Origin of the sequence: Sphingobium sp. Cam5-1, from assembly GCF_015693305.1 — a bacterium.
Taxonomy (GTDB): Bacteria; Pseudomonadota; Alphaproteobacteria; order Sphingomonadales; family Sphingomonadaceae; genus Sphingobium.
On record NZ_CP065138.1, the window covers coordinates 318,017 to 341,016 of the forward strand.

Genomic DNA, 23,000 nt, shown 5'->3' on the forward strand with positions numbered 1-23,000 from the left:
AAAGATAGAGCGATATTAACCGATCAGGTGTATAAGGGTCGCGACGGGAAAGCTGCGGTGGTGGCGTCTCGACTTTTGGAAATATGTGAGATCCCGGATAGCCCGACAGCATCCCGGATACGCCCCCGGCCATCCCTTGCGCCGGGGGCGTTTTCATGTTCGGTCATTTTCGACGAGTGGTGTTTTACGCTACGATAACAAGGCTTTTTGGGATCGACAGAGGCCGCTGGCCTGTCTAGGTCTGCGCCGTGCCGGAAGGACTGACGGGTCCCAGCCTTCCCGACTCTATCGCGGACGAGGTCGCCTGAAGAGCGGCGAGTCCCAAGCAGTTCAATTGAGGGGGACCAATTCATGACATTTTTTATCAATCGCACCGGCGGCGCTTTGCTGGCGGCACTGTCTGCCACCGTGTTGATGGGCGCGGCGGCGCAGGCGAGCGTTATTCCGTTTGAATCCAACGGCCGTACGATCGATGTGCGCTATGACGATCTGGACCTGTCGAAGAAGTCGGGTCAGCAGGAATTGAACGCCCGCATCCGCCGTGCTGCGGTGAAGGTATGCCCCGGCCGCACGATGCAGGATCTGCGGTCCTGCCAGATCGCGGCGGTGGATCATGTCCGTGAGCCGGTCGCCATCGCGATTGCCAAGGCGCACGGTCAGGATGCGAGCCGCTTTGCCGAGGTGGGCAAGGATAAGGTGCCCGGCGCGGGGAAGTGAGGCTTTGCGTTTGAACGGGGAGGGGTAAGGCTCTTCATCCCTGGCGCTGCGCTGGCCCACCCCCTAACCCTTCAAACGAGTCACGTGCCTCGTTTGAACGCCTGCGGGAGGGGGAACGATGAGCGCTGACAGCGTGCCCCCGGGGTGACTGGAGTGTCGTGATTTTGACGGAGGATGCTTACTGGGAACCGGCTATCAGGACTGGCCGTTGATCCTGCGTGGCGCGAGACGTTCGCTGCGCCGAGGAGAGCAAGATGAGCGACAAGACCGATATTCGTCCCAACAGCCGTGAAGAAGCGCATGATGAGCGCCCAACCGATGCGCAGGACCATGCCGTTACCCCCGAGGAGCAGCTGGAGGAGGGGTTGATGGACAGCATGGACGCGTCCGATCCGCCATCGGCCACCAAGCCGGGCGATCATGGCGATCCGGTTCCTTCGTCCGGATTCCACGAAGAAGATGAGGATGAGAAGGCTGGGCGATAGACGGCGGCGATATTGGTGATATGATCCATGGGCGAGGCGAACCGGATCGGCGGTGGCCGGGCGGTTCGCCAAGCGTACGACGCTGCAAGGTGAGAGGAGCCTTATTGATGCCGACTTCCGCTACTCCCGCGATCGAACGCATTGCCCGGGTGCTGGCCGGACGCCAGCTGAGCCTGAATGGCGAGGGCGATGATCCCCATGCGGCGGGCGCGGTGGATGCGAGCTGGCAAAATTATCTGGATGATGCCTATGCCATCCTCCACACGCTGCGCGAGCCTGATGAGCAGATGGCGCAAGCGGGCGATGTTGCCGTGTGGCGCAGCATGATTGGCGCGGTGTTGGAACGGCGAGCCTGACGCAGCGATTGGCGGGGCGGTCGGCTCATGCCATAACTGGTGGATGAGCGGCCCTGCACTGAAGATCAAGATACAGCTTTATTGTGGCGACCAGATCGCCATGGGGCCGGGCAAGGCCGACCTGCTGGATGCGATCGCCAGCGAGGGGTCGATTTCGGCTGCCGGGCGGAAGCTGAAAATGAGCTATCGCCGGTGCTGGATGCTGGTGGATGTGATGAACCGATGCTGGTCTGCGCCGCTGGTGGCGACGTCCAGTGAGGGCGCGGTGCTGACGGATTTGGGGCTTAGCGTGCTTGCGCAATATCGCGGGCTGCAGAAGGCGGCGGCGAGTGCGGCGGGGCGGTCGCACTGGCCTGACCTAGCGCGGGAGTTGCGGGGCGACCCGCTGCCGGTTCAGGCGGACGAGTGAGGAGGATGCGTCGGCACCTGGGCATCGCGCAGGATGCCGGGTGTGGCGTTTGGCTGGTGGTTTAAGGCCTGCCCGTTGGGCGCGCCCGTCCGTGCCCCTTTTTTGGTTCACGCGGATACGCGGAGGGACTTGGCGTTAGCTTTGTGCTTGGATCGGGGCTTTGTTGGGCAGACGTGGCATCGGAATTGTGGCTGACTTTTTGCTGTTGCTCAGCGTCTCTGCGTCTCGCGTGATATGTTTCGCGCAGAGTATGCAGAAGGCGCAGAGTGGTTTTCGGCTTGGTTGTTAGTCGCGCGTGTACCCGATGTTCTTGGACCTGAAGATTATGTGTTCGCGCGGAACCTGTTCGACAAAGACTATATGCAGAATTTGACGTTGCAGGCGGGGAATAGCGGGCTGATCGTGGGTACGCCGAGCGAGCCGAGGACGATCGGGGTGACATTGCGGACGCATCTGGGGCGGTGAGGGGGCTTTGCTGCCCTCCTTTTATCGCTTTCATAAAAATTACATGTTGCGACGCACAAAGAAAAGTGATTCCCTGTAGTTGTCGGCAGAACCGGCGCTTAATCTTACAGTAACCATGTTGGGCGCATGTTCTGCTGATCGACTTGAAGTCGGAGGGCAAGAGCATGGGCACCAATGCAAGACCGGCTGACGGGGCAATCACCCTGGCTGAATTGCGCGAATTCGCCAGTTTCCCGTCTGCCACGCAGCGCTATATCCGCCGGTCGCTGGACATCGGCCTCCACCGCCGCGACGCCATGAAGCTATGGTCGCGCGACATGGTGGAGGAAGCGAGCATCCGCGCGCAGGCCCGCATTTACGGGCGGCTGGACGAGATCAAGGCGCGGGTGCCCGACGACAGCGGGCTGGACCAGATGGAGCCGTTCATGGCGCCTTTGGTGACGGTGTCGGCTTTCGATCTGGGGCAGGATCGGCTCAGCAGCTTTTCCGCCTATCGGTTTTTGTATGAACGGCTGTTGGGGGCGGGGGCGCGGCCTTGGTTGCCGGGAGCGTTCTGCGCGGCGGCGAGCTTGCCGCATCTGCATCCCGAGAAGCGCCGGGCTTTGTTGCAGTCGATCAGCGAGGCTGCGGCGACGGCGGTGGGGTGGTCTAACCGGGAGCCGACCTTCTACCCTGAGTGGGTGGAGAAGGTGGATATGAGCAAGGCGAACTGAGGTCCGGGCGCTCTTCCGGGTTCGCTCGCTTTGCTCGCGCCCACCCCTAACCCCTCCCGCTTGCGGGAGGGGGACGTCTGATTTTGGTCGGGTTTGATTGCTCTCTCAGGATGCCAGCCATTGCAGCGCCTGGCTTTCCTCGCTGAAGAATACCGCTGGCGTGTCTCGCATCAGCCGTTCCATCTGCAATTTGAGGAGGGCGGATTCGGGTAGCAGGACTCCATATTCGCTGATCTGGGCGGCATAGTTGGTGATGATCTTCATGAAGCTGTTCATGACTGTTTGGGATTGAACGGTGCATGCTTTCATATCGAGCAGGACGCGGTTGATCGGTGAGGGTCTGGCGGTCATGGCGGCGCGTTGCCGTAGCGCAGCGAGATAGCTGTCCACGGCATCGTCATCCCAAAAGCCTCGAAAGACGATTCGCAGCGTCCCGGGCTTGTGTCCTGTCACAAATTCAAAACGTTCCTCTGCCATCCGCTTCACTTGTCGGATGAAGGGGCGCTGCGCAACTGTCGTTTGGCTTAGGGTCCGTAGCGTCAAGTCGTGGGCAGCGATTTTTGTGAGCGGTTCATCCATTCACGACGGTGCCGCCATTGGGGTGGAGGACCTGGCCGGACATATAGCTGCTGTCTTCGCAGGCGAGGAACAGGAAGGCGGGGGCGACTTCATTGGGTTGGCCGGGGCGGCCCATGGGGGTGGATTCGCCGAAATGTTCGAGCTTTTCCGGGCTTGCGCCGCCGGAGGGGTTGAGCGGCGTCCAGATGGGGCCGGGGGCTACGGCGTTGACGCGGATGCCGTCTTTCACGAGATTTTCCGACAGGCTGCGGGTGAAGGCGGTGATGGCGCCCTTGGTGCTTGAATAGTCGAGCAGTTCCGATGAGCCTTGATACATGGTGACGCTGGTGCAGTTGACGATCGCCGCGCCTTTTTTGAGGTGCGGGCGGGCGGCCTGGGTCAGGAAGAACATGCCGAATATGTTGGTCTGGAAGGTGCGGCGCAGCTGTTCTTCGCTGATGTCGGTGATGTCCTGATCGGGATGCTGTTCGCCCGCATTGTTGACGAGGATGTCGAGGCGGCCGAAGCGATCGACCACCTGTTTGACGGCGTCGTCGCAGAAGGATTTTTCGCCAATGTCCCCGGCGATGGTGAGGGCCTGCTGGCCTTCGGCCTCGACGATCTGGGCGGTCTTCTTCGCGTCGTCATGTTCGCACAGGTAGAGGATGGCGACGTCGGCGCCTTCGCGGGCGTAGAGGGCGGCGACGGCGCGGCCAATGCCGCTGTCAGCGCCGGTGATGAGGGCGACTTTTCCCGCGAGGCGGCCGGAGCCCGGGTAGCGGGGTTCCCATTCGGGCTTGGGCTCCAGCTTGCTTTCGTGGCCGGGCAAGCCGTCTTCGTGGATCATTTCTTCATGATTGTCGGATGGGGTGTCGGGCATGGCGCATCTCCTTTTCCCGGCCAACACTTGGCGGAAGGGATGGTTCATGCGCTTGCGGCAAGGCGGGTCGTCTAGCCGCCCGTGCTGCGATTTTCCCAGATGGCGATGGGGGTGTCCGCACCCGGTATTTCCATGCGGACTTCGCGCAGGGTGACGGCGAGGACGCATACGGGACGCTGTTCGATCCCTAGCGGCTGGGCGCAGTGGACCGGGCCGTTTCCGGGCACGCGTTCAATGCGGCCGATGAGCCTGAGCCTCAGCCCGCGCGAGGGGGTGAAGTCTTCAGGGGCGAGGCGCAGCACTTTTTCGAAGGGACGGCCGTGGCGCCATAGGTCATTGCCGTCATTCTGGCCGAACTGGGCGAGGGCCAGGCTTTTGTCGGGCTTGGGCGTGGTTCCGTCCGGTTCGGGCGCGGTGGCTGTTGCAGGGGCGGGGCATTCGTCGCTGGTGGACCATGGCCGTTGCATCCAGAAACCCTCGGCATCATGGCCTTCCCCTTCGCTGGGGAGTCCGAAATCGGCGGCTTGCCACGAAATCGGCATGACATGGACGCGGAGCACGCCAGCCGCTTCATCATAGCGCCAGCGCATGGGGGTGGTGCTGTCCTTTTCCGCAGCGCCCGAGCAACCGAAGGGGAGGGCTATGTCGAACCGCTGACCCACGGCCCCGGCGATGTCATTCGGCAGCGGCTTGCCCGATGACAGGGCGTCGGCGGCGCGACGGGTGAGGTCGGCTATCTCTGCGCGGCCCCAGAGGCGCGGCAATTGCGGCTGGACCGGGAATGGCGGCGGGATGACGGCCGCCGGCGCGGGGGCAGGGGGCGGAGCCTTTGGCGCGGTGGCGCGGCCCAGCAGGAAACCGCCCGCGCCAATGGCGATGAAAGCGGCTAACCCCGCGGCTATGGCGAGCCGACTGGTCCTGGCACTGGGTTCACGCATAAGCCATTGATAGCAAAAATGGCTTCATCCTCCAGAGCATAAACATCTTTTTTCCCGCTTGCTGCGTTGACAGGGGCGGCGGCAGGCACGAGGCAGGGGGCGCATGACGATTGACCAAGTTCTGACGCTGCTGGTGCTGGCCGCCGTCGTCGCGGCGCTGATCTGGGACAAGGTGCGCGCCGATGTCGTCGCGCTGTCCGGGGCGGCGGTGCTGTTGATGACGGGCGTCGTGCGGCCCGTCAATGTGCAGGGCGCCTTTGCAAGTCCCGCGATCATCGCGCTCGCGTCGCTGTTCGTCATTGCCTATGCGCTGGAGCTGTCGGGCCTGCTCGACCGAGCGATCGCGATGGCGGTGGCGATGTGCAGGCGGATGGGCGCCACCGGCATGTGGCTGTTGTTGTCGATGATCGGCGCGGTGTCCTGCTTCCTCAATTCGACGCCGATCGTGGTGCTGGGCGCGCCGGTGGTGCGAGACGTCGCCAATGCGTTGGGCCTGTCTCCCAAGCGGTTCCTGATGCCACTGTCCTACATCACCATCCTGACCGGATGCTGCACGTTGATCGGCACGTCCACCAACCTGCTGGTGGATGACATGGCGAGCGTGGCGGGGCAGCCGCGCTTTGGCATTTTCGAGATTACGCCGGTGGGCGTGCCGATGGCGCTGGCAGGCGGGCTTTACCTGTTCCTGTTCAGCAAGAAGCTGCTGGGTGGCCGTCATGAGGCGGATGAGCGGGAGGGGGAAGCGCAGCCGATCGACGCGCTGCATGTGTATAGCGCGCAGGTGGGCGACCCGGCGGTGTTTGCCGAGCCACGGCCTTTGAAGCCCGCGAAGGCGGCGATTGCGCTGGGTGTTTTTGCGGCGGCGGTGGGGCTGGCGGCGATCGATGTCGCGCCGATCGCGGCGAGCGCCTTTGCCGGGGCCGTGGTGCTGATCCTGTTGCGGGTGATCAGCGCGGATGAGGCCTATAGCGGGCTGCGGCCGCAGATATTGATCCTGATCGCGGGCATGGTGGTGATCGGCATCGCGATGGAGCAGAGTGGCCTCGCGGCGGATGCATCGCGGATGCTGATCGGCAGTGTGCATGGGCTGAGCCCGCTGATCGCGCTGGTCGTGCTGTATCTGGTGACGATGGTGCTGACGGAGTTGCTGTCTAACGCGACAGTGGCGGTGCTGGTGACGCCGGTTGCGGTGGCGCTGGCCGATAGTCTGGCGGTCAGTCCCCGGCCGTTTCTGGTCGCGGTGATGATGGCGGCGAGCGCGGCCTTTGCGACGCCCTTTGGCTATCAGACCAATGTCATCGTCTATCAGATGGGCGGCTATCGCTACATGGATTTCGTGCGGGTGGGGTTGCCCTTGAACCTGATCACCTGCGTCGTCGCGGTGGCGGCGATCAGTATGTTCTTTCCGTTCTGATCAGGCCGGGCGCGAGCCGCAGGATAAGGAAACCGGCGGTGGCGGAGGCGAGAGAGCCTAGCAGGATGCCGAGCTTTGCTGCATCGCCTGTGTCCGGATGAGGTGCGAAGGCGAGGCCGCCGATGAAGAGGCTCATGGTGAAGCCGATGCCGCACAGGAGCGCAACGCCATAGACTTGCGTCCATGTGGAGTGGGCCGGGCGACTGGCCCAGCCGAGGCGGGACAGGAGCCAGATGGTGCCGAATATGCCGAGCTGCTTGCCTGCAAAAAGGCCGAGCGCGATGCCGAGCGGAACGGGCTGAGCGAGGTCGGATGGTGCGACCCCGCTTAAGGATACGCCCGCATTGGCGAAGCCGAACAGGGGGACGATGGCGTAGGCGACCCAGGGATGGAGGCCATGTTCCAGCCGGGACAAGGGCGAATGCTGGTCGTCGGGGGCGGCTGGGGTCTTTCGCAAGGGCATGGTCATTGCGACGGCGACCCCGGCCAGCGTGGCGTGGATGCCGGATTGCAGCACGCAGAACCAGACGAAGAGGCCGATCAGTATATAGGGCCAGAGGCTGTTGACGCCCGCGCGATTGCAGAGCGCGAGGCAGGCGAGACCTGCGACGGCCAAAGCGAGGGGCAGGAGGCTCAGCTGTCCACTGTAGAAGAGGGCGATGATGAGGACGGCGATGAGGTCGTCGATGATCGCCACGGCGGCGAGGAATATCTTGAGCGATCCCGGTACGCGCGGGCCGAGCAGGGCCAGCACGCCGAGGGCAAAGGCGATGTCGGTGGCGGCAGGGATCGCCCAGCCGCGAAGGCCGGTTGCGTCTCCCCGGTTGATGGCGACATAGATAAGGGCGGGCATGATCACGCCTGCGGCTGCTGCGAGGCCGGGCAGCAGGCGGTCGGGCCATCGGGCGAGTTGCCCGTCCAGCACCTCTCGCTTGATTTCGAGGCCCACGATCAGGAAGAACAATGCCATGAGGCCGTCGTTGATCCAGTGGAGCAGGCTGAGCCCCGCCAGGTCGATGTGGAGCGTGTGGAAATAATCGGCCGACAGGGCGGAGTTGGCGACGAGCATTCCTAGCGCCGCAGCCGCGATCAGGATGATACCGCCCGCCGCTTCCGCCGCGAGGAAAGCGCGCATCATTGAGAGGGGGCGGGTGATCAGGGGAGGAACGCTCATCCAGCTGTTCTAACGGCCCATTTGGCGCAGGGCCACCGCTTCCGGTCGGCGGATCAGTGCGTTTCCGTGCGGAGCCGATTGGCGAGTTGCTCTATTTCGAAGGGTTCGAGGATCCAGGTGCGGGTCTTTCGGCCCACTCGGTGAATGGGTTGCGTGAGGACTATGCGGGCCTGTTCGCGGGCGTGCGGCTTGAAGACCGCGAAATGCTGAGCGCAGTCACGGATCGTGCCGATGACGGGGGCGCGGCCTTCAAGGTCGATCAGGGTAGCGGGTTGATCCCAGGGGATTGCGGATGTTGGATGATCGGTCATCTACTTGCGCCTGTAACGGAAATACCACACTTCGTGCTCGCTTTCAACTATCTCGCTGAAAATAAAGCGCTAATTCGCTATCATCAGGGGCGTTTTTTCCTAGAAGTAATCACCGGGTAATCACCAAATAATGAGATGGTTGGGGTCCACATAGAGTGGACTGGCGCTCAGCAGACCGCGTTCTTCGAGCAGCCGATCGGAATGGCCGGGTGAGGACCGCCAGGTGTGTCGCCTTATCGAACTCAGGCACGTGAGGCATGCTGATTGTCGTCCCCACAGGCGTGTGAATGGATGTGGAGGCATAGCGGACAAGTCGCCGCACCACTTAGCCTCTCATCAGCTTAAACCAATGTGGGCACCCACCGCAGCATTCTGAGATGATTGCTAGGCTATGAAATTCTGTCATATTTGCGCTGCAACCGCGTTGCGAGCTGCTTTGGACTGGTGGCATCGGGCGCGCAACAAGGAAGGCGATACGCGAGTTCCGCGGGTTGCGAACGCCCTTGCGATCGAAAAACGGTGCAAGCCATGGGTCGATTGCGACTTGTGGAAGGTTTCGCTGGCGCTCTTTTGCGCGCCGACGATCAGTCGCGGCTGCAATGTGAACTGAAGCGAGCCGTAGGGGAGATGGGCTTCGACTATTATGCCCTTGCCCATCATGTCGATCTCCGAACAGCAGGCGCTGAGCCAGTCCTCATCCATAATTATCCGGAGAGCTGGGCCGATCTTTACCAGGAGGCGGAGCTTGGGCCGATTGATCCGGTGCGGCGGACAAGCCATCGAACCAACCGCGGTTTTCGATGGTCGCACATAAGCCGCATGATCGCGCTGTCGAGCAGGGACCGCAACATACTTGCGGCGGGCAGCACTCACGGGATCGGCGAGGGCTTCACGGTGCCCGCCCACATACCTGGCGAGGTGAGCGGCTCCTGCTCCTTCGTAGTTCTGAACGGCAAGCCGCTTCCCGAAGACATGTTGTGGAGCGCACAGCTGGTCGGAGAAATCGCGCTTGAGAAAGCGCGGTTCCTGGCAGGAGGCGGGCCGGTCGCCACAGAGATAGAGCTGACGGATCGGCAGATTGAATGCGTGCTGTGGACCGCGCGCGGCAAGACCGATTGGGAGATCTCCAGGATCATGGGCATCAGTCAGCTGACAGTCGAGCAGCACCAGAAGATGGCGCGCGAGCGCTATGGCGTAGGTTCGCGCACGGCTTTGGCGATTCGCGCGCTGTTCGACGGGGTGATCTGCTTTTCCGACATCTACCGGTCGCGCTTTGGCGGCCGCCGATAGGCAAGGCTTGGGTCATGAACACCGCCGCGTCTTTCTGATCCCACGCCATTCTTCGATCGCATGAAAGCCTTGTTGCGCCGGGGTGCAATCAGGTTTTCTTGTCTGTCCCCGACGGGCAGACGGCTTTTCCGCGATGCCATACAGGGGAGTATCGTTGATGTCGCCAATCGCGCCGCGCTCGCAGCTGGAAAGAAGTGTCCGGATGCTGCGGTCGGGCTTTGGTCCCCGGCTGATTGCATGGCTCGCTGATCCCGAGATCGTCGAGATCATGCTCAATCCCGATGGCCGGCTCTGGCTGGATCGCCTCGGCGAGGGGATGATCGCAACCGACGAGATCATGTCGCCGGACATGGCAGAGCGGGTGATCAGACTGGTCGCCCATCATGTCGGCGCAACTGTCCACAGCAGTTCACCAAGGCTGTCCGCGGAACTGCCCGAGGGTGGTGAAAGGTTTGAAGGACTGGTGCCACCTATCGTTGCCGCGCCCTCCTTCTCGATCCGGAAGCCCGCTGCAAAGATATTCACGCTCGCCGACTATGTCGCGGCCAGCGTCATGACCGCCGATCAGGCAGCGGTGCTCGAAGCCGCCGTGGTTTCGCGCGCCAACATCCTGGTGGCGGGTGGGACGGGAACGGGCAAAACCACACTGGTCAATGCGCTGCTCGCAGAAATTGCCAAGTCGGACGACCGCGTCATCTTGATCGAAGACACGCGGGAACTGCAGTGCAGCGCACCCAACCTTGTCGCCTTGCGCACCAAGGATGGCGCTGCCACTCTCCGGGATCTGGTCCGTTGTGCGCTGAGGCTGAGGCCCGATCGCATTCCTATAGGCGAGGTCCGGGGACCCGAGGCGCTGGATCTCATCAAGGCATGGGGGACCGGGCACCCGGGCGGTTTCGGCACGATCCACGCGGGGTCGGCCCGCGGCGCCCTGCGCCGCCTCGAGCAACTGGTGCAGGAGGCAGTAGTCACCGTGCCACGCGCGCTTATCGCCGAGACGGTCAACCTCGTCGCCGTGCTTGTGCGCGACGGTTCGGGACGCCGCCTTGCCGAGCTCGCGTGGATCGATGGGCTCGATGCCCGCGGCGACTTTCGCATTTTACCCCAAGGAGACCGCCGATGAGCCGTCAGTTCGTGTGTCCGCTTCGCCGCCATCTCCAGGTCCTTCCACTCGCGATGGCTGTCGGGATGGCGCTGACCAGTCCCGCTCAGGCGTCGGGATCCTCCATGCCCTGGGAAGCGCCGCTTCAGTCGATCCTGGAATCGATTGAAGGCCCGGTGGCAAAGATCGTTGCCGTCATCATCATCATCACCACGGGCCTGGCGCTGGCATTCGGCGACACATCCGGCGGTTTCAGGCGCCTCATTCAGATCGTCTTCGGCCTTTCTATCGCCTTTGCAGCGTCGAGCTTCTTTCTCTCATTCTTCTCCTTTGGCGGCGGGGCGCTCGTCTGATGCAGCCGCTTCCCCATGGCTATGAAGTGCCAGTGCACCGGGCGCTGACAGAACCCATCATGCTGGGTGGCTCCCCGCGGGCGCTGGCAATCATCAATGGCACGCTGGCCGGCGCCGTCGGGATCGGATTGCGGCTCTGGATCATCGGCATCCTCCTTGGCCTCATCGGCCATGGCCTTGCCGTCTGGGTCGGCCGGCGTGACCCCCACTTTGTCGAGGTGGCTCGCCGCCACGTTCGCTATCCTGCAGTCCTTATCCCATGATGCCCTTGCGTGAATATCGTGGGAAAGCGGCGGGCCTTGCGGATTTCCTGCCATGGGCGGCGCTCATCGCGCCCGGGATCGTCCTCAACAAAGACGGCGCCCTGCAACGGTCCGCCCGGTTCCGCGGACCTGATCTGGACTCCTCGACGCCCACCGAACTTCTTGCGGTCACGGCGCGGCTCAATAGCGCGCTCCGCCGGCTGGGCTCGGGCTGGTCCATATTCACAGAGGCGCAGCGGGTGCCCGCGATGGACTATCCGCAAAGCCGCTTTCCCGATCCCGTGTCGGCACTGGTGGATCGGGAGAGACAGGAACAGTTTCGCGAGGAAGGCGCCCATTTTGAAAGCGCCTATTATCTGACGTTCCTGTGGCTACCGCCTGCCGATGAAGCACAGCGCGCCGAAGCCTGGCTCTATGAAGGTCGCGAACGGCAGTCGGTAGACCCGAGGGAATGGCTGTCCCAGTTCGCCGATCGCACATCGCGTATCGGGCAATTGCTCGAGGCCTTCCTGCCTGAATTTGAATGGCTCGATGACCGCGCGACGCTGACTTACCTACACGGCACTGTCTCCTCGCGACGGCAGAGCGTGCGCGTGCCCGAAACCCCCATCTATCTGGACGCCATCCTCGCGGATGAGCCGTTGGTAGGCGGGCTGGAGCCGCGGATCGGCGACCAGCATCTTCGCACCCTGACCATCTGCGGATTTCCAAGCGCCACCTTTCCCGGCATATTGGACGAGCTTAATCGGTTGGCCTATCCCTATCGCTGGGTGACCCGGGCCATCCTGCTGGACAAGGGAGAGGCGACCCGCCTCCTCCAGAAGATCCGGCGCCAGTGGTTCGCCAAGCGCAAATCGGTCGCGGCGATCCTCAAGGAGGTGCTGACCAACGAAGCCAGTGTTCTTCTCGACAATGATGCGTCCAACAAGGCTGAAGACGCGGATCTCGCCTTGCAGGAACTGGGCGCGGATATGGTCGGCCAGGCCTATGTAACGGCCACAGTCAGTATTTTGGCCGAAGATGCAAGGACAGCCGACGAACGGCTGAAGCTCGTCGAAAAGGTCATCCAGGGGCGTGATTTTACCTGCATTGCCGAGCGGATGAATGCGCTCGAGGCCTGGCTCGGATCCCTCCCGGGGCAGGTCTACGCCAATGTCCGGCAGCCACCGGTCAGCACGCTCAACCTTGCCCATATGATGCCGCTGTCGGCCATCTGGGCTGGCCCCGAGCGCAACGACCATTTGGGCGGTCCGCCGCTGTTCCATGCGCGGACGGAAGGGACCACGCCATTTCGCTTCTCGCTTCATGTGGGAGATGTCGGCCACGCGATGGTCGTGGGGCCGACTGGAGCAGGAAAGTCGGTGCTGCTTGCCTTCACAGCGATGCAATTCCGGCGCTATGCAGGCGCGCAGATATTCGCCTTCGATTTTGGCCGCAGCCTGCGGGCGGCCGTCATCGCGATGGACGGCGCGTGGCGCGATCTGGGAAACGGCCAGGAGGATGGCGGGGAGAGCGTGTCGCTTCAGCCGCTGCGGCGGATCGACAGTCCTTCCGAGCGCGCATGGGCGGCAGAATGGCTCACCGCGATACTGGCCGGCGAAGGCGTGGATCTCGATCCGGTGGCAAAGGAGCTTTTGTGGGCCGCGCTCTGCAGTCTCGCGTCCGCGCCGCCGGCCGAGCGAACCCTCACCGGCCTTGTGGTGCTCCTGCAGGATATGCGGCTGAAACAAGCCCTCGCGCCCTTCTGTCTCTCGGGCCCATGGGGGCAGCTGCTCGATGGCGAGGAGGAAGGCCTCTCCAGCAACACCTGCCAGGTTTTTGAGACCGAGGGGCTGGTGGGGTCGGGGGCAGCCGCTGGCGTATTGTCCTATCTGTTCCACCGGATCGAAGGGCAGCTCGATGGCCGGCCGACGCTGATCGTGATCGACGAGGGATGGCTGGTCCTTGATAGTCCGATGTTCGCGGCGCAGCTGCGCGAGTGGCTCAAGACGCTGCGCAAGAAGAATGCCTCCGTGCTTTTCGCGACCCAAAGCCTTGCTGACATCGAGCGCAGCGCTATCGCGCCAGCCATCATCGAAAGCTGCCCCACCCGCATCTTCCTGCCGAATGAGCGGGCGATCGAACCGCAGATCGCGGCGATCTACCAGCGCTTTGGCCTCAACGAACGTCAGATTGAAATCTTGGCCGGGGCCGTGCCCAAGCGGGATTATTATGTGCAATCCCGGAGCGGCAACCGCCTCATCGACCTTGGCCTTGACGATGTCGCCCTGGCCTTCACCGCCACATCGTCACGCACCGACCAGGATCGCATCAGCGCGGTACTGGCGCACAGCGAGTCCGGAGCCTTTGGCAGCGCGTGGCTGCGCAATCGCGGCCTCGACTGGGCCGCTGATCTTCTGAGCATCATCGCAAAGGAAATGGCCCATGTCCCGCACTCATAGTGCACATCTGCTTGCCCTCGCATCAGCGACGGCGCTCCTGGCGAGCGCTCCCGCCGACGCTCTTATCGTCTATGATCCGACCAACTATGCGTCCAACGTGCTGCAGGCAGCGCGAGCGCTCGAGCAGATCAACAACCAGATCCGCTCCTTGCAGAACCAGGCGACTTCGCTTCTCAACGAAGGCCGCAATCTTGCGTCGCTCCCTTTCAGTTCGCTCCAGGCGCTCGAGGCGCAGGTCCAGCAAACGCGGACCCTGCTCACACAGGCGGAACGGCTTGCCTATGATGTGCGCCAAATAGACCAGGCATTTTCCTCGCGATACGGGACCGTATCCGCAAGCACGAGCAATGCCGCGCTGGTGGAGGGCGCGCGGGATCGGTGGGAGACGAGCGTCGCTGCGTTCAAGGAGGCGCTCAAGGTCCAGGCGGGCGTGGTCGGCAACCTCGATGGGACGCACTCCATCTTGAACGCGCTGCTGTCCCGGAGCCAATCGGCGACAGGCGCGCTGCAGGCCGCGCAGGCCGGAAACCAGCTTGTTGCCCTGCAGATCCGGCAGGTCGTCGATATGACCGCCGTCATGGCGGCCGCGTCACGGGCGCAGGCGATTGAGGCGGCGCGGGGTGCGACGGCAGAGGCTGAGGGGCGGGCACGCTTCGCCCGCTTTGTAAAGCGCGGGCCTCGAGGGTGAGATGGACAAGGGCAAGCTCTGTCTTGGCGCAGGTCTAGGTGGGGTGATGTTTGCCATCGCCCTTGTCGCGTTCCTCAGTCCTCCGCCAGAGAAGGAACAGCTCTTCGACAGGGGCGAAGCGCGCGTGAATCCGCTCGCACGCGATCTGGCGCGATGTCGCGACATGCCCGGGCCTGACGCGACATGCACGCAGATCTGGAACGCGCACCGCTCGCATTTCCTCGGGCAGGGTGGAAGCGGGCGATGACCGACACGGGTGTCATAGACAATTTTCTGGACGTCTTCCTGCGCTATATCGACAGCGGCTTCGGTCTGGTCGGGGGAGAAGTTGGTTTCCTCTCCAGCACACTCGTAGCGATCGACGTGACGCTCGCTGCGCTGTTCTGGAGTTGGGGTCCGGGGGAAGACATTCTCCAGCGACTGGTGCGAAAATGCCTTTATGTCGGCGTCTTCGCCTTCATCATCGGCAATTTCTCCACGCTGGCCGACATCCTCTTCCGTTCCTTCGCTGGCCTCGGCCTTAAGGCGGGGGGTGGCGGGGTCGGCCTCGACACCTTCATGCGGCCTGGGTCGCTGGCTGGGGTCGGGATCGACGCCGGATCGCCGTTGCTCGAGGAGGCGGGCGAACTGATGGGCGTCACTGCCTTTTTTGCCAACTTCGTGCAAATCGCCGTCCTCCTGCTCGCCTGGGCGATCATCGTCATCGCTTTCTTCATTCTGGCCGTGCAGGTCTTCGTCACTCTGATCGAATTCAAGCTCGTCACACTCGCCGGTTTCCTGTTGCTGCCCTTTGCCCTCTTCGGCCGCACCGCATTCATGGCTGAACGGGTGCTGGGGCATATTGTGTCGAGCGGCATCAAGGTCCTGGTGCTTGGCGTAATCACCGCGATCGGCAGCAGCCTGTTCGAACAGTTCCTTTCCGCCGGCGGGACAGGCGAGACCACCGCGGAGAAATGCCTCGCCATCGCTCTGGCGGCCCTTGCCTTGATGGGCCTCGGGATGTTCGGGCCCGGCATCGCCACCGGGATCGTCACCGGCGGCCCGCAACTAGGCGCAGGGAGCGCCGCGGGCACGGCTGTTGCCGCTGGAGGAATGGCGATGGCTGCGACAGCGACAGCGGGTATCGCCGCTGGCGCGGTCGCGGCGGGGACACGATCAGGCGCTCTACTCGTCAGTCGTGGAGCGGGCGGCACCAGCGCTGCCTTCCAGAGCGGCGCGCAGGGCAAGACCGGGTTAGCACGCGTAGGCGGTGGCGCAGCGGGGGTCGGCCGCGCGGCGGCTGAAGCCTCGATGTCGCCGCTGCGCCGGGCGGCGGACGCGATCGGCGCTGCCTACCGGTCGGGCCAGGATCCTGCTGCCGGACCTGCAAGTCCGTCGCGGGACGCACCGCCTGGTTGGGCGCGCGCCATGCGGCGGCGGCAGAATGCCGGGCATGGCGTGACAGCGGTCGCCCGCGCCGCCCATGCCGGTGATGGTGCAGGCGGCGGCGCAACGGTCGATCTTCAGGAAAGGGAATGATCCATGTTCAAACGATCATCAGTTCGCTATGGGCGCACACCCGAGCCTGTGACGCCCTATCAAAGAGCAGCGCAGGTCTGGGACGATCGCATCGGATCGGCGCGCGTTCAGGCGCACAGCTGGCGGCTCGCCTGCTTTGCCGCATTGTCGTTGGCAGGGGGAGTTTCGGCGGCCCTTGTCTGGCAGAGCGCACGCGGAACCGTGACGCCCTGGATCGTCGAAGTGGATAAGCTTGGCGAGGCCCGGGCGGTTGCACCGGCGGAGCGGGACTATCACCCTACTGATCCGCAAATAGCCTTTCACCTCGGCCGGTTCATCGAGAATGTCCGCGGCCTTCCCGCCGATGCCGTGGTTCTGCGTCAGAACTGGCTTCGAGCCTACGACTTCACCTCCGAAAAAGGAGCGCAGATGCTGAATGGCTATGCACGCGCCATTGACCCGTTCGCGCAGGTCGGGAAGGTGCAGGTCGCCGTGGACATTTCCAGCGTGATCCGGGCGAGCGATGACAGTTTTCGCGTGGCTTGGACGGAACGGCGATACCGGGACGGGGCTCTGGAGGAGAGCAGCCGCTGGTCGGCGATATTGTCCGTCAGTGTGAGACAGCCCCGGACGGCGGAAACCTTGCGGCGCAATCCGCTAGGTCTGCTTGTCACGGCGATCAACTGGTCAAAGGAGCTTGCTCAATGACTTCAGGTCTACGAAGTCTAACCTTCCTCTTCGTCTCGGGCGCTGTGGCAGCTGCTGCGTCTGTGGTGCCCGTCGCGGCCGAGGCTCGGCCCTCCGGCTTGGCGCGAAAGCCACTGGTTGAGCGGCGGAGCGTATCGAAGAGGGAAAATCAGGCGGGCGCGCCCGAACGAACCGCGCGTCAGCAAATTGTCCGCGCCAACGAAGGTGCGCGCATGCAGCCTGTGCGTAGCGCCTTTGTGAACGCGATGCAGGTCTTTGCCTGGACCGAGGGGTCGCTGTTCCAGGTCTATGCCAGCCCTGGGCAGATAACGGACATCGTGCTGCAGCCCGGAGAAAAGCTCTTTGGCACAGGTCCCGTCGCCGCCGGCGACACGGCGCGCTGGATCATTGGCGATACGGTGAGCGGCAGCCCCGAGGGCGAGCGGGTGCACATCCTGATCAAACCCACCCGCCCAGACATCGCCACCAATCTGATCATCAACACCGATCGCCGTACCTATCATGTCGAGCTGCGGGCGACATCGCGGACCTATATGGCGTCGGTGAGCTGGACCTATCCGCAGGAGGGGCTTGTCGCCATCAGGGGGAAGGCTGCGGCACCCGGCGCGGCGTCGCAGGTCGCGAGCGACATTGAGCCGGCCAGCCTCTTCTTCGGCTACAAGCTTTCGGGCGATCGGCCGCGCTGGCGCCCTGTTCGGGTCTTCGACGATGGACGCCAGGCCTTTGTCGAATTTCCCCCAAGTGTCGGGCAGGACGTGATGCCGCCGCTCTTCATCCTGGGGCAGAGCGGCGGCGCGGAGCTCGTCAACTATCGGGTCCAGGGACGCTACATGATTGTGGATCGTCTGTTCGACAGGGCGGAGCTGCGCCTGGGAGACAGAAGGGGAGCGCAAAGCGTTCAGATCAGGCGCCGGGAAGCGCGGCGATGAGCGAGGATCAGCAGGGGCCTTCTGCTCCGCCGTCCGCCGCATTCCGGCTGGAGGGGGAGCGGCCCGTTGTCGCCCGCTTGTCCAAGAAGGCGCTGCTGACGATCGCTGCGGTGGCAGGGCTCAGCATCGGCGGGGTACTCGTCTATGCCTTGGCGCCCCGCACCTTGCAATCGCCGCCAGAGCTGCTCGCCGAATCCGGAAGGCCGGGCGCTGCATCGCTTGTGAATGGCCCTCGCGATTATAGCGACGTACCAAAAATCGGGCCGCCGCTCCCGGGTGATCTTGGCCGGCCGATTTTGGCGGCCCAGCAACGAGAGAGGTGGACGGGCGAGGCGACGCCGATGGACCCTTCGGCCTCGCGCTCTCCTGTCGCGCCAGCGTTAGGCCGCCGTGCGGAGGAGCAGGACGCCGCCCGTTCAAGCGGACTTTTTCTTGGCGGAGGGGCGCGTGCGGCACAGGATATTTCGCAACCGGTCGCTTTTCCTGCTGAGAGGCCCGCAGGTGGCGGTGAGACGGCCCTTGGTCCGGGTGAGGCAGCGAAACGCGCCTTTCTTGCAGGTGGCGAGCCGCAGCCTGCAGTCAGTACCGCGCGTGTCAAAACGGCGGCCTCGCGGCTCATCCTTCAGGCGGGGTCGGTGCTGCCTGCTGCCCTGATGACGGGCATCCGATCGGATCTGCCCGGGCAACTGACGGCGCAGGTCACCGAGAATGTCTATGACAGCCTCACCGGAAGGATATTGCTCATCCCGCAAGGGTCGAAATTGCTGGGAGAATATGACTCGGATCTCGAAGCAGGACAGACACGGGTGATGATGATCTGGACACGGCTGCTGTTGCCCGGCGGCGCTTCCCTGGCGCTGGACCGCCTGCCTGGCGCGGACGCCGCCGGCTTTTCCGGGCTGCAGGATCGGGTGAACCGCCATTGGGGCAATCTCCTCGGCGCGGCGGCCATTTCGACCCTGCTCGGCATCGGCGGGGAGCTCGGATCGAATGATGAGGAGAGTGCGCTGGTCCGGGCGCTGCGGCGGGGCGGACAGAATAGCGTGGTTCAGGCAGGCAACCAGATCGTGCAGCGGGAGATCGGAATCCCGCCCACGTTGACCATCCGGCCGGGGCATCCGCTGCGGGTGATCATCAAGCGCGACCTCATCTTCGACACATCGGAGGAACAATCATGAACGATCTGAGGCTGGGCGCCATTCCCGATGAAAAGCCTGTGAAATGCACGGTCGAGTTGCCTGGCGCGCTCTATCGGACCCTGTGCGACTATGCGCAGGTGCATGCAGCCCAGACGGGCGCACCCCCACTCGCTCCTGAGCGCCTGATTGCGCCTATGATGGAGCGGTTCATGGCAAGCGACCGAGCCTTCGCGCGATTGCGACGGACATTGCCGCGCGCCTGATCATCGGACCTGTCCGGCAGTCACCATGCTCGTGAGCGCTGCGAGGGCAGGGTTCCTGTTTGCCCTCGACCAGGAGAGGATGGAGGGAAGGCGGGCAAGACCCGTCTGCTCGTAAATGGGGAGCGCGCGGCGCGGTGGGGCTATGAGAGGCAGGTCTGCTTCCGTGATCAAGGTGGCGGCATCGCCTTCGATGAGCCGTATCACGGCGCTTGGACTGAGTCCTTGTTCCACGATCCTTGTGGAGGAGGCGCCACTTCGCGGAAGGGAACGCAACGCTTTGTTCTTGAGGTCCTCCCCTCGCGCTCCGGCAGGAAGAAGGATATCGCTGTCGAGGAGGTCGCTCCAGCTCAGATGCTCCCGCATGCCAAAGGGCCCATTGGCATCGACAACGGCAAGGAGGCGTCCGCTCGCCAGCAGCCTGCTCTCCAGGTTGCGGCCCACCACATCATGGGTGGTAATGAGCGCATCAAGCTTTCCGCTGCCAAGGCCATCGCTTAGACCAGCGTGCGATCCTCGGCAGGTTTCAAGCGAAACATCCTTGTGAGCGCGGGTGAAAGCGATCAGCAACTCATCGACCTCGGGCCGGGAGACGGCGCCAGCCATGCCGATCATCAAAAGACCAAGCTTGCCCGCGCGAAAGGCCGCAGCATGGCGCCGCATCGCCTCAACCTCCGCGACGACACGGCGTGCGCCGGACAGAAAGTTGCGGCCTGCGCGGGTGAGCGACACGCCGCGGGATGACCGTTCAAACAGAGAGATGCCCAGACGGATTTCAAGGTCACGGACCCGCTCGCTCAGCGTGGACTGCTTGATGTTGAAGCTGGCAGCCGCCCGATTGAAGCTGCCGAGCTCGGCTGTCGCGATGACATAGTGAAGATGACGAAGTTCGATCATCCGCAGCATTTCCCCGATTCGCCGGCTCCAGCAGGCGAAAGAAAGAATTTCGCGTGAGCGCTGGACGGGAAATGCCGACAATCTGGTATGGAAATCGCCCTGCGTTGCTCCTGCTCCGCAGCCAAGCGATTGCCTTGTCACGACGATTTTGTTGATATTCGCGTGCAACGTTCATGACGGTGCGGGGTCACCGGGTTGCGGGCGCGAATGTCCAAGCTTTGCTAAAGGCGCCCGTACTTGTCACGCAACGGCACAGTCCAAGGCCCGGTGATACTCCCCGCCTGCCGTACCTGTCCTGCGCCGCAGTCTTAACTACATGCAAGCTGATAGGCTGAAACTCGCAGTGAGGCGCGATTATAATGCTATTATAAAATTCCTATAATGCAGGCCGGCTCCTAGCCTCAACCTTGCCGTAACTGATCACGGCACTTCCAACAGGAGCATGTCATGGAAAAGACGATCGAACGTGAAAACGTTGCGCTGATCGACCTCGGTGCAGCCAGCGTGGAAACCAAGGGCCCTGGCTTCGGTGGGGTCGATACCGAGGGCCTGCAGAATATTGCAGGCGGCCTCAGCGACGACTGACCGAAGAGGCGCACGCCGTAACGGGCGTGCGCCACCACCGGCTTCCACGGACCATGCCCTATCGCTTGCGAGATGGCCTCAGCTTCTGCTTCGTCGGGGGTGAAGTGATCTTTCTGGACCTGCCAAAAGACCGCTATTTTGCGCTTTCGCCCAGCGCAGCGGAGCTGCTTGCCACTATGGTCGGAGGCGTGGCGAACCCCAGAGACATTGCGGGAACGTTGGAGGCGCTGTTCGAGGAGAGCAAGGAGGCGGCTTCCATCGCGCCTATCGTCCTGCAGGTGCCCAGCACCAGACTCGATGCCTCCGCATCGACCCCGTCGGCGCGCGATCTTGCAGCAGTTTTCCATGCGCATGTGGACGCCTATGCGCGCCTGCGGATCCAGCCTCTGCACCGGATCTTGCGCGCGCTCAAATCCGAGCCGCCGCGTTTCAACCGTTCGGCTGATGTCGCGTCTCTGGTTGCGGCGTTCCGGAAAAGCGATGCTGTGATCTCGCGGCAGGACCGCTGCCTTTGGAAGGCGCTTGCGCTGGTCCTTTACCTGCGCCGCAGGGGTGTCCGCGCGCGGCTGGTGTTCGGCGTCGCGGTTCGGCCTTTCCATGCTCATTGCTGGGTCCAGACGGATGAGGCGCTCTTGATCGATGAGCCTGATGTGGTGGCGGGTTTCGTCCCGATCCTGTCAGTCCCATGACGGCGCGCTATCTCCTCCTAACGGGCCGGACAAACAGTAGGCTGCTGGAGACGCCGACCACACTCGCAGGCCTGCCTCTTGTGTGGTCAGGCGAAAACCTGCTCCTTGCGGCGGGCGCAGGCGATCTCACTACTGATCCTGACGCAGAGATTGCGGTGGTCGGAAAGCTCTTCTCGCGTATCGACAACCGGCCGCTGGAGCAGTTCGACGGCGCGGCTCGCAAGGAAATTTTCCGTTCTAAAGGGCAGTGGCTCCTCGACCATTGCTGGGGTGCCTACGTCGCCGTCATTGCCGAAAGCGGCAGACGCGCAGTTTCGGTCATCCGCGATCCCTCGGGCATGCTCGCCTGCTACCATTGTGCGATCGGAGATGGTTGCGTCGCTGTCACCAACGAGCCGGAATTACTGAGTGGTGCTGGGCTTGTCTCTTGCCGGGTGGATTGGGCTGCCCTTGCGCGTCATTTGCGCTCTGGCGATTTTCGTGGGACCCATACTTGTCTTGAAGGCTTGGAAGAACTCCTGCCGGGATGCCGGCTGACCTTAGGTGCACAGCGAGAGATGGAGCCTGTCTGGTCGCCCTGGGCGCATGTCGGGCCCGATCAACGCCTGCAGCGGGAAAGCGCTGCCGCGCTTCTCTCTCGGACCGTTGGCAATTGCGTCACGGCATGGGCGCGCAGCTATGACCAGATCCTGATGGGCATTTCTGGCGGACTGGATTCCTCGATCGTTCTTGCGGCGCTCAAATCGGCGCATGTGAAACCAAGCCTCTACACTCTTGCAACAGTGGGTCCCGGCGGGGACGAACGTGGCTATGCGCGACTTGCAGCCAAGCATTGCGGCTATGATGTGGAGGAACAATTTTTCGACATCAGTGCGGTTGACCCCAGGCGCAGCCACGCTGCGCATCTGCCCAGGCCGACGGGAAACTACTTCATCCAGGCGATCGAAGCGGCTGTAAAAGGGACATTAGCGCGCATGCACCGCGACAGTCAGCGGGCGATCTTCAGCGGCGGCGGTGGGGACAATATCTTCTGTTACGCGCACTCTGCCTCGCCTGTCGCCGACCGCTGGCTTCGGGAAGGCTTCGCAGCAGGCCTTTTCGCCACGGCACGGGACATCCATCGAGTTACGGGCGCTAGCCTCCCCGCCATAGTGACAAAAGCGCTGGGCAAGCGATGGGGGAGGGACAAGGGCTACCGCTGGAAAGGCGATGATTTGTTCATTGCAACGGCGGTTGAGGCAGAGCCACTATCGTTCAACCACCCCTGGCTCGATGCGCCAGACGATGCGCTTCCCGGCAAGGCGCTTCATATCGCCCTGCTCCTGCGCTTCCACAATCACCTAGAGCGGCATCGCCGTCCGGACTTTCCCCCGACTATCATGCCGCTGCTGTCGCAACCGATCGCCGAGCTCTGCCTCTCCATCCCGAGTTGGCGCTGGTATGAGGGCGGGGTAAACCGATCCGTTGCGCGCCAAGCCTTTGCGGATCGATTGCCCGAGGCGCTCATTCGGCGTACATCCAAGGGGCGGCCGGACAGCTTCATCCTCGAGATATTCGAACGACATCGCGCGCTGTTGCGCGAGATGCTGCACGACGGCTTGCTTCATCGGCATGGGATCATCGATATGGAGGCCATCGACACTGTCCTCATTTCGGCCAATCCTCACCATCGGCACCAGTTGCGTGTTCTTGAACTGGGAAATGCCGAAGCCTGGGCGCGAAAATGGTCGGCATGACTT

General features: G+C 63.2%; 28 protein-coding genes. 22 read left to right on the forward strand and 6 right to left on the reverse strand.

The window, feature by feature from the left end; all coding sequences use genetic code 11:
• Positions 1-351 precede the first annotated feature (351 nt).
• The 6 genes from IZV00_RS01710 to IZV00_RS01735 all read left to right on the forward strand — a co-directional run bounded on the left by IZV00_RS01710 (position 352) and on the right by IZV00_RS01735 (position 3,145).
• Entirely contained in the window at positions 352-717 is a 366-nt protein-coding gene (locus IZV00_RS01710; RefSeq protein WP_230463248.1) for a UrcA family protein, read from the forward strand.
• Between the two features lie 254 nt (positions 718-971).
• Complete coding sequence (locus tag IZV00_RS01715; protein ID WP_196225512.1) at positions 972-1,202, forward strand: hypothetical protein; 231 nt, start codon at positions 972-974, stop codon at positions 1,200-1,202.
• Positions 1,203-1,309: 107 nt separating this feature from the next.
• Positions 1,310-1,558, forward strand: a complete 249-nt coding sequence (locus IZV00_RS01720) for a hypothetical protein (RefSeq protein ID WP_196225513.1) — start codon at positions 1,310-1,312, stop codon at positions 1,556-1,558.
• Between the two features lie 43 nt (positions 1,559-1,601).
• On the forward strand, positions 1,602-1,967 hold the full coding sequence (locus tag IZV00_RS01725) for a winged helix-turn-helix domain-containing protein (RefSeq protein WP_196225514.1): 366 nt from the start codon (positions 1,602-1,604) through the stop codon (positions 1,965-1,967).
• Positions 1,968-2,201: 234 nt separating this feature from the next.
• Positions 2,202-2,432 carry a hypothetical protein gene (locus IZV00_RS01730; RefSeq protein WP_196226685.1) on the forward strand — a complete coding sequence of 77 codons (231 nt, stop codon included), beginning with the start codon at positions 2,202-2,204 and terminating at the stop codon, positions 2,430-2,432.
• A 164-nt stretch (positions 2,433-2,596) separates the two neighbouring features.
• On the forward strand, positions 2,597-3,145 hold the full coding sequence (locus IZV00_RS01735; protein WP_196225515.1) for a hypothetical protein: 549 nt from the start codon (positions 2,597-2,599) through the stop codon (positions 3,143-3,145).
• A gap of 105 nt (positions 3,146-3,250) precedes the next feature.
• Here IZV00_RS01735 and IZV00_RS01740 read toward each other — a convergent pair whose 3' ends face one another.
• From IZV00_RS01740 to IZV00_RS01750, 3 genes are all read right to left on the reverse strand, one after another.
• On the reverse strand, positions 3,251-3,622 hold the full coding sequence (locus IZV00_RS01740; protein WP_196225516.1) for a hypothetical protein: 372 nt from the start codon (positions 3,620-3,622) through the stop codon (positions 3,251-3,253).
• 94 nt (positions 3,623-3,716) lie between these two features.
• Complete coding sequence (locus IZV00_RS01745; RefSeq protein WP_196225517.1) at positions 3,717-4,583, reverse strand: SDR family oxidoreductase; 867 nt, start codon at positions 4,581-4,583, stop codon at positions 3,717-3,719.
• A gap of 71 nt (positions 4,584-4,654) precedes the next feature.
• On the reverse strand, positions 4,655-5,521 hold the full coding sequence (locus IZV00_RS01750) for a hypothetical protein (protein WP_196225518.1): 867 nt from the start codon (positions 5,519-5,521) through the stop codon (positions 4,655-4,657).
• A gap of 103 nt (positions 5,522-5,624) precedes the next feature.
• Between IZV00_RS01750 and IZV00_RS01755 the strand changes: the two genes are divergently transcribed.
• Entirely contained in the window at positions 5,625-6,935 is a 1,311-nt protein-coding gene (locus IZV00_RS01755) for an SLC13 family permease (RefSeq protein WP_196225519.1), read from the forward strand.
• Here the strand turns inward: IZV00_RS01755 and nhaA are convergent.
• Together nhaA and IZV00_RS01765 are read right to left on the reverse strand one after the other, a co-directional pair.
• The gene (gene nhaA, locus IZV00_RS01760) at positions 6,913-8,109 is read right to left on the reverse strand and encodes a Na+/H+ antiporter NhaA (RefSeq protein WP_196225520.1); all 1,197 of its coding nucleotides are present in this window, start codon (positions 8,107-8,109) and stop codon (positions 6,913-6,915) included. The genes IZV00_RS01755 and nhaA overlap by 23 nt on opposite strands.
• A gap of 53 nt (positions 8,110-8,162) precedes the next feature.
• Entirely contained in the window at positions 8,163-8,420 is a 258-nt protein-coding gene (locus IZV00_RS01765) for a hypothetical protein (protein WP_196225521.1), read from the reverse strand.
• A gap of 528 nt (positions 8,421-8,948) precedes the next feature.
• Here IZV00_RS01765 and IZV00_RS01770 point away from each other — a divergent pair.
• The 12 genes from IZV00_RS01770 (at position 8,949) to IZV00_RS01825 (ending at position 19,093) form a co-directional block, all read left to right on the forward strand.
• Positions 8,949-9,710 (forward strand): LuxR family transcriptional regulator, encoded by a 762-nt coding sequence (locus tag IZV00_RS01770; protein ID WP_196225522.1) that lies wholly within the window; start codon positions 8,949-8,951, stop codon positions 9,708-9,710.
• A gap of 157 nt (positions 9,711-9,867) precedes the next feature.
• Positions 9,868-10,833: a P-type conjugative transfer ATPase TrbB gene (gene trbB / locus IZV00_RS01775; RefSeq protein ID WP_196225523.1), complete on the forward strand. Its 966-nt coding sequence runs from the start codon at positions 9,868-9,870 to the stop codon at positions 10,831-10,833.
• The gene (locus tag IZV00_RS01780) at positions 10,830-11,165 is read left to right on the forward strand and encodes a TrbC/VirB2 family protein (RefSeq protein WP_196225524.1); all 336 of its coding nucleotides are present in this window, start codon (positions 10,830-10,832) and stop codon (positions 11,163-11,165) included. The genes trbB and IZV00_RS01780 overlap by 4 nt, the downstream gene beginning before the upstream one ends.
• A complete protein-coding gene (locus IZV00_RS01785) occupies positions 11,165-11,428 on the forward strand; it encodes a VirB3 family type IV secretion system protein (protein ID WP_196225525.1) in 264 nt (87 codons plus the stop codon). Before IZV00_RS01780 ends, IZV00_RS01785 begins: the two co-directional genes overlap by 1 nt.
• Positions 11,425-13,869, forward strand: coding sequence for a conjugal transfer protein TrbE (gene trbE / locus IZV00_RS01790; protein ID WP_196225526.1), 2,445 nt, complete (start codon positions 11,425-11,427; stop codon positions 13,867-13,869). The genes IZV00_RS01785 and trbE overlap by 4 nt, the downstream gene beginning before the upstream one ends.
• Positions 13,853-14,557, forward strand: a complete 705-nt coding sequence (gene trbJ / locus IZV00_RS01795) for a P-type conjugative transfer protein TrbJ (protein WP_196225527.1) — start codon at positions 13,853-13,855, stop codon at positions 14,555-14,557. Before trbE ends, trbJ begins: the two co-directional genes overlap by 17 nt.
• Before the next feature lie 46 nt (positions 14,558-14,603).
• Positions 14,604-14,804: a putative entry exclusion protein TrbK-alt gene (gene trbK-alt, locus IZV00_RS21460; protein WP_443020071.1), complete on the forward strand. Its 201-nt coding sequence runs from the start codon at positions 14,604-14,606 to the stop codon at positions 14,802-14,804.
• Positions 14,801-16,075 carry a P-type conjugative transfer protein TrbL gene (gene trbL / locus IZV00_RS01805; RefSeq protein ID WP_196225529.1) on the forward strand — a complete coding sequence of 425 codons (1,275 nt, stop codon included), beginning with the start codon at positions 14,801-14,803 and terminating at the stop codon, positions 16,073-16,075. Before trbK-alt ends, trbL begins: the two co-directional genes overlap by 4 nt.
• Positions 16,076-16,078: 3 nt before the next feature.
• Entirely contained in the window at positions 16,079-16,762 is a 684-nt protein-coding gene (trbF, locus tag IZV00_RS01810) for a conjugal transfer protein TrbF (RefSeq protein WP_196225530.1), read from the forward strand.
• Positions 16,759-17,691, forward strand: coding sequence for a P-type conjugative transfer protein TrbG (trbG, locus tag IZV00_RS01815; RefSeq protein WP_196225531.1), 933 nt, complete (start codon positions 16,759-16,761; stop codon positions 17,689-17,691). The genes trbF and trbG overlap by 4 nt, the downstream gene beginning before the upstream one ends.
• Entirely contained in the window at positions 17,688-18,869 is a 1,182-nt protein-coding gene (locus IZV00_RS01820) for a TrbI/VirB10 family protein (RefSeq protein ID WP_196225532.1), read from the forward strand. The genes trbG and IZV00_RS01820 overlap by 4 nt, the downstream gene beginning before the upstream one ends.
• Complete coding sequence (locus IZV00_RS01825; RefSeq protein WP_196225533.1) at positions 18,866-19,093, forward strand: DUF2274 domain-containing protein; 228 nt, start codon at positions 18,866-18,868, stop codon at positions 19,091-19,093. Before IZV00_RS01820 ends, IZV00_RS01825 begins: the two co-directional genes overlap by 4 nt.
• On the opposite strand, the gene IZV00_RS01830 is transcribed toward IZV00_RS01825, so the two are convergent.
• Entirely contained in the window at positions 19,094-19,987 is an 894-nt protein-coding gene (locus IZV00_RS01830) for a LysR family transcriptional regulator (RefSeq protein ID WP_196225534.1), read from the reverse strand. It abuts the gene before it with no gap.
• Between the two features lie 447 nt (positions 19,988-20,434).
• Here IZV00_RS01830 and IZV00_RS01835 point away from each other — a divergent pair, with 447 nt between their 5' ends.
• From IZV00_RS01835 to IZV00_RS01845, 3 genes are read left to right on the forward strand one after another with little or no spacing between them, the layout of a single operon-like run.
• A complete protein-coding gene (locus IZV00_RS01835) occupies positions 20,435-20,572 on the forward strand; it encodes a benenodin family lasso peptide (protein ID WP_230463249.1) in 138 nt (45 codons plus the stop codon).
• 53 nt (positions 20,573-20,625) lie between these two features.
• On the forward strand, positions 20,626-21,261 hold the full coding sequence (locus IZV00_RS01840) for a lasso peptide biosynthesis B2 protein (protein WP_196225535.1): 636 nt from the start codon (positions 20,626-20,628) through the stop codon (positions 21,259-21,261).
• Positions 21,258-22,997 carry an asparagine synthase-related protein gene (locus tag IZV00_RS01845; protein WP_196225536.1) on the forward strand — a complete coding sequence of 580 codons (1,740 nt, stop codon included), beginning with the start codon at positions 21,258-21,260 and terminating at the stop codon, positions 22,995-22,997. The genes IZV00_RS01840 and IZV00_RS01845 overlap by 4 nt, the downstream gene beginning before the upstream one ends.
• Positions 22,998-23,000 lie beyond the last annotated feature (3 nt).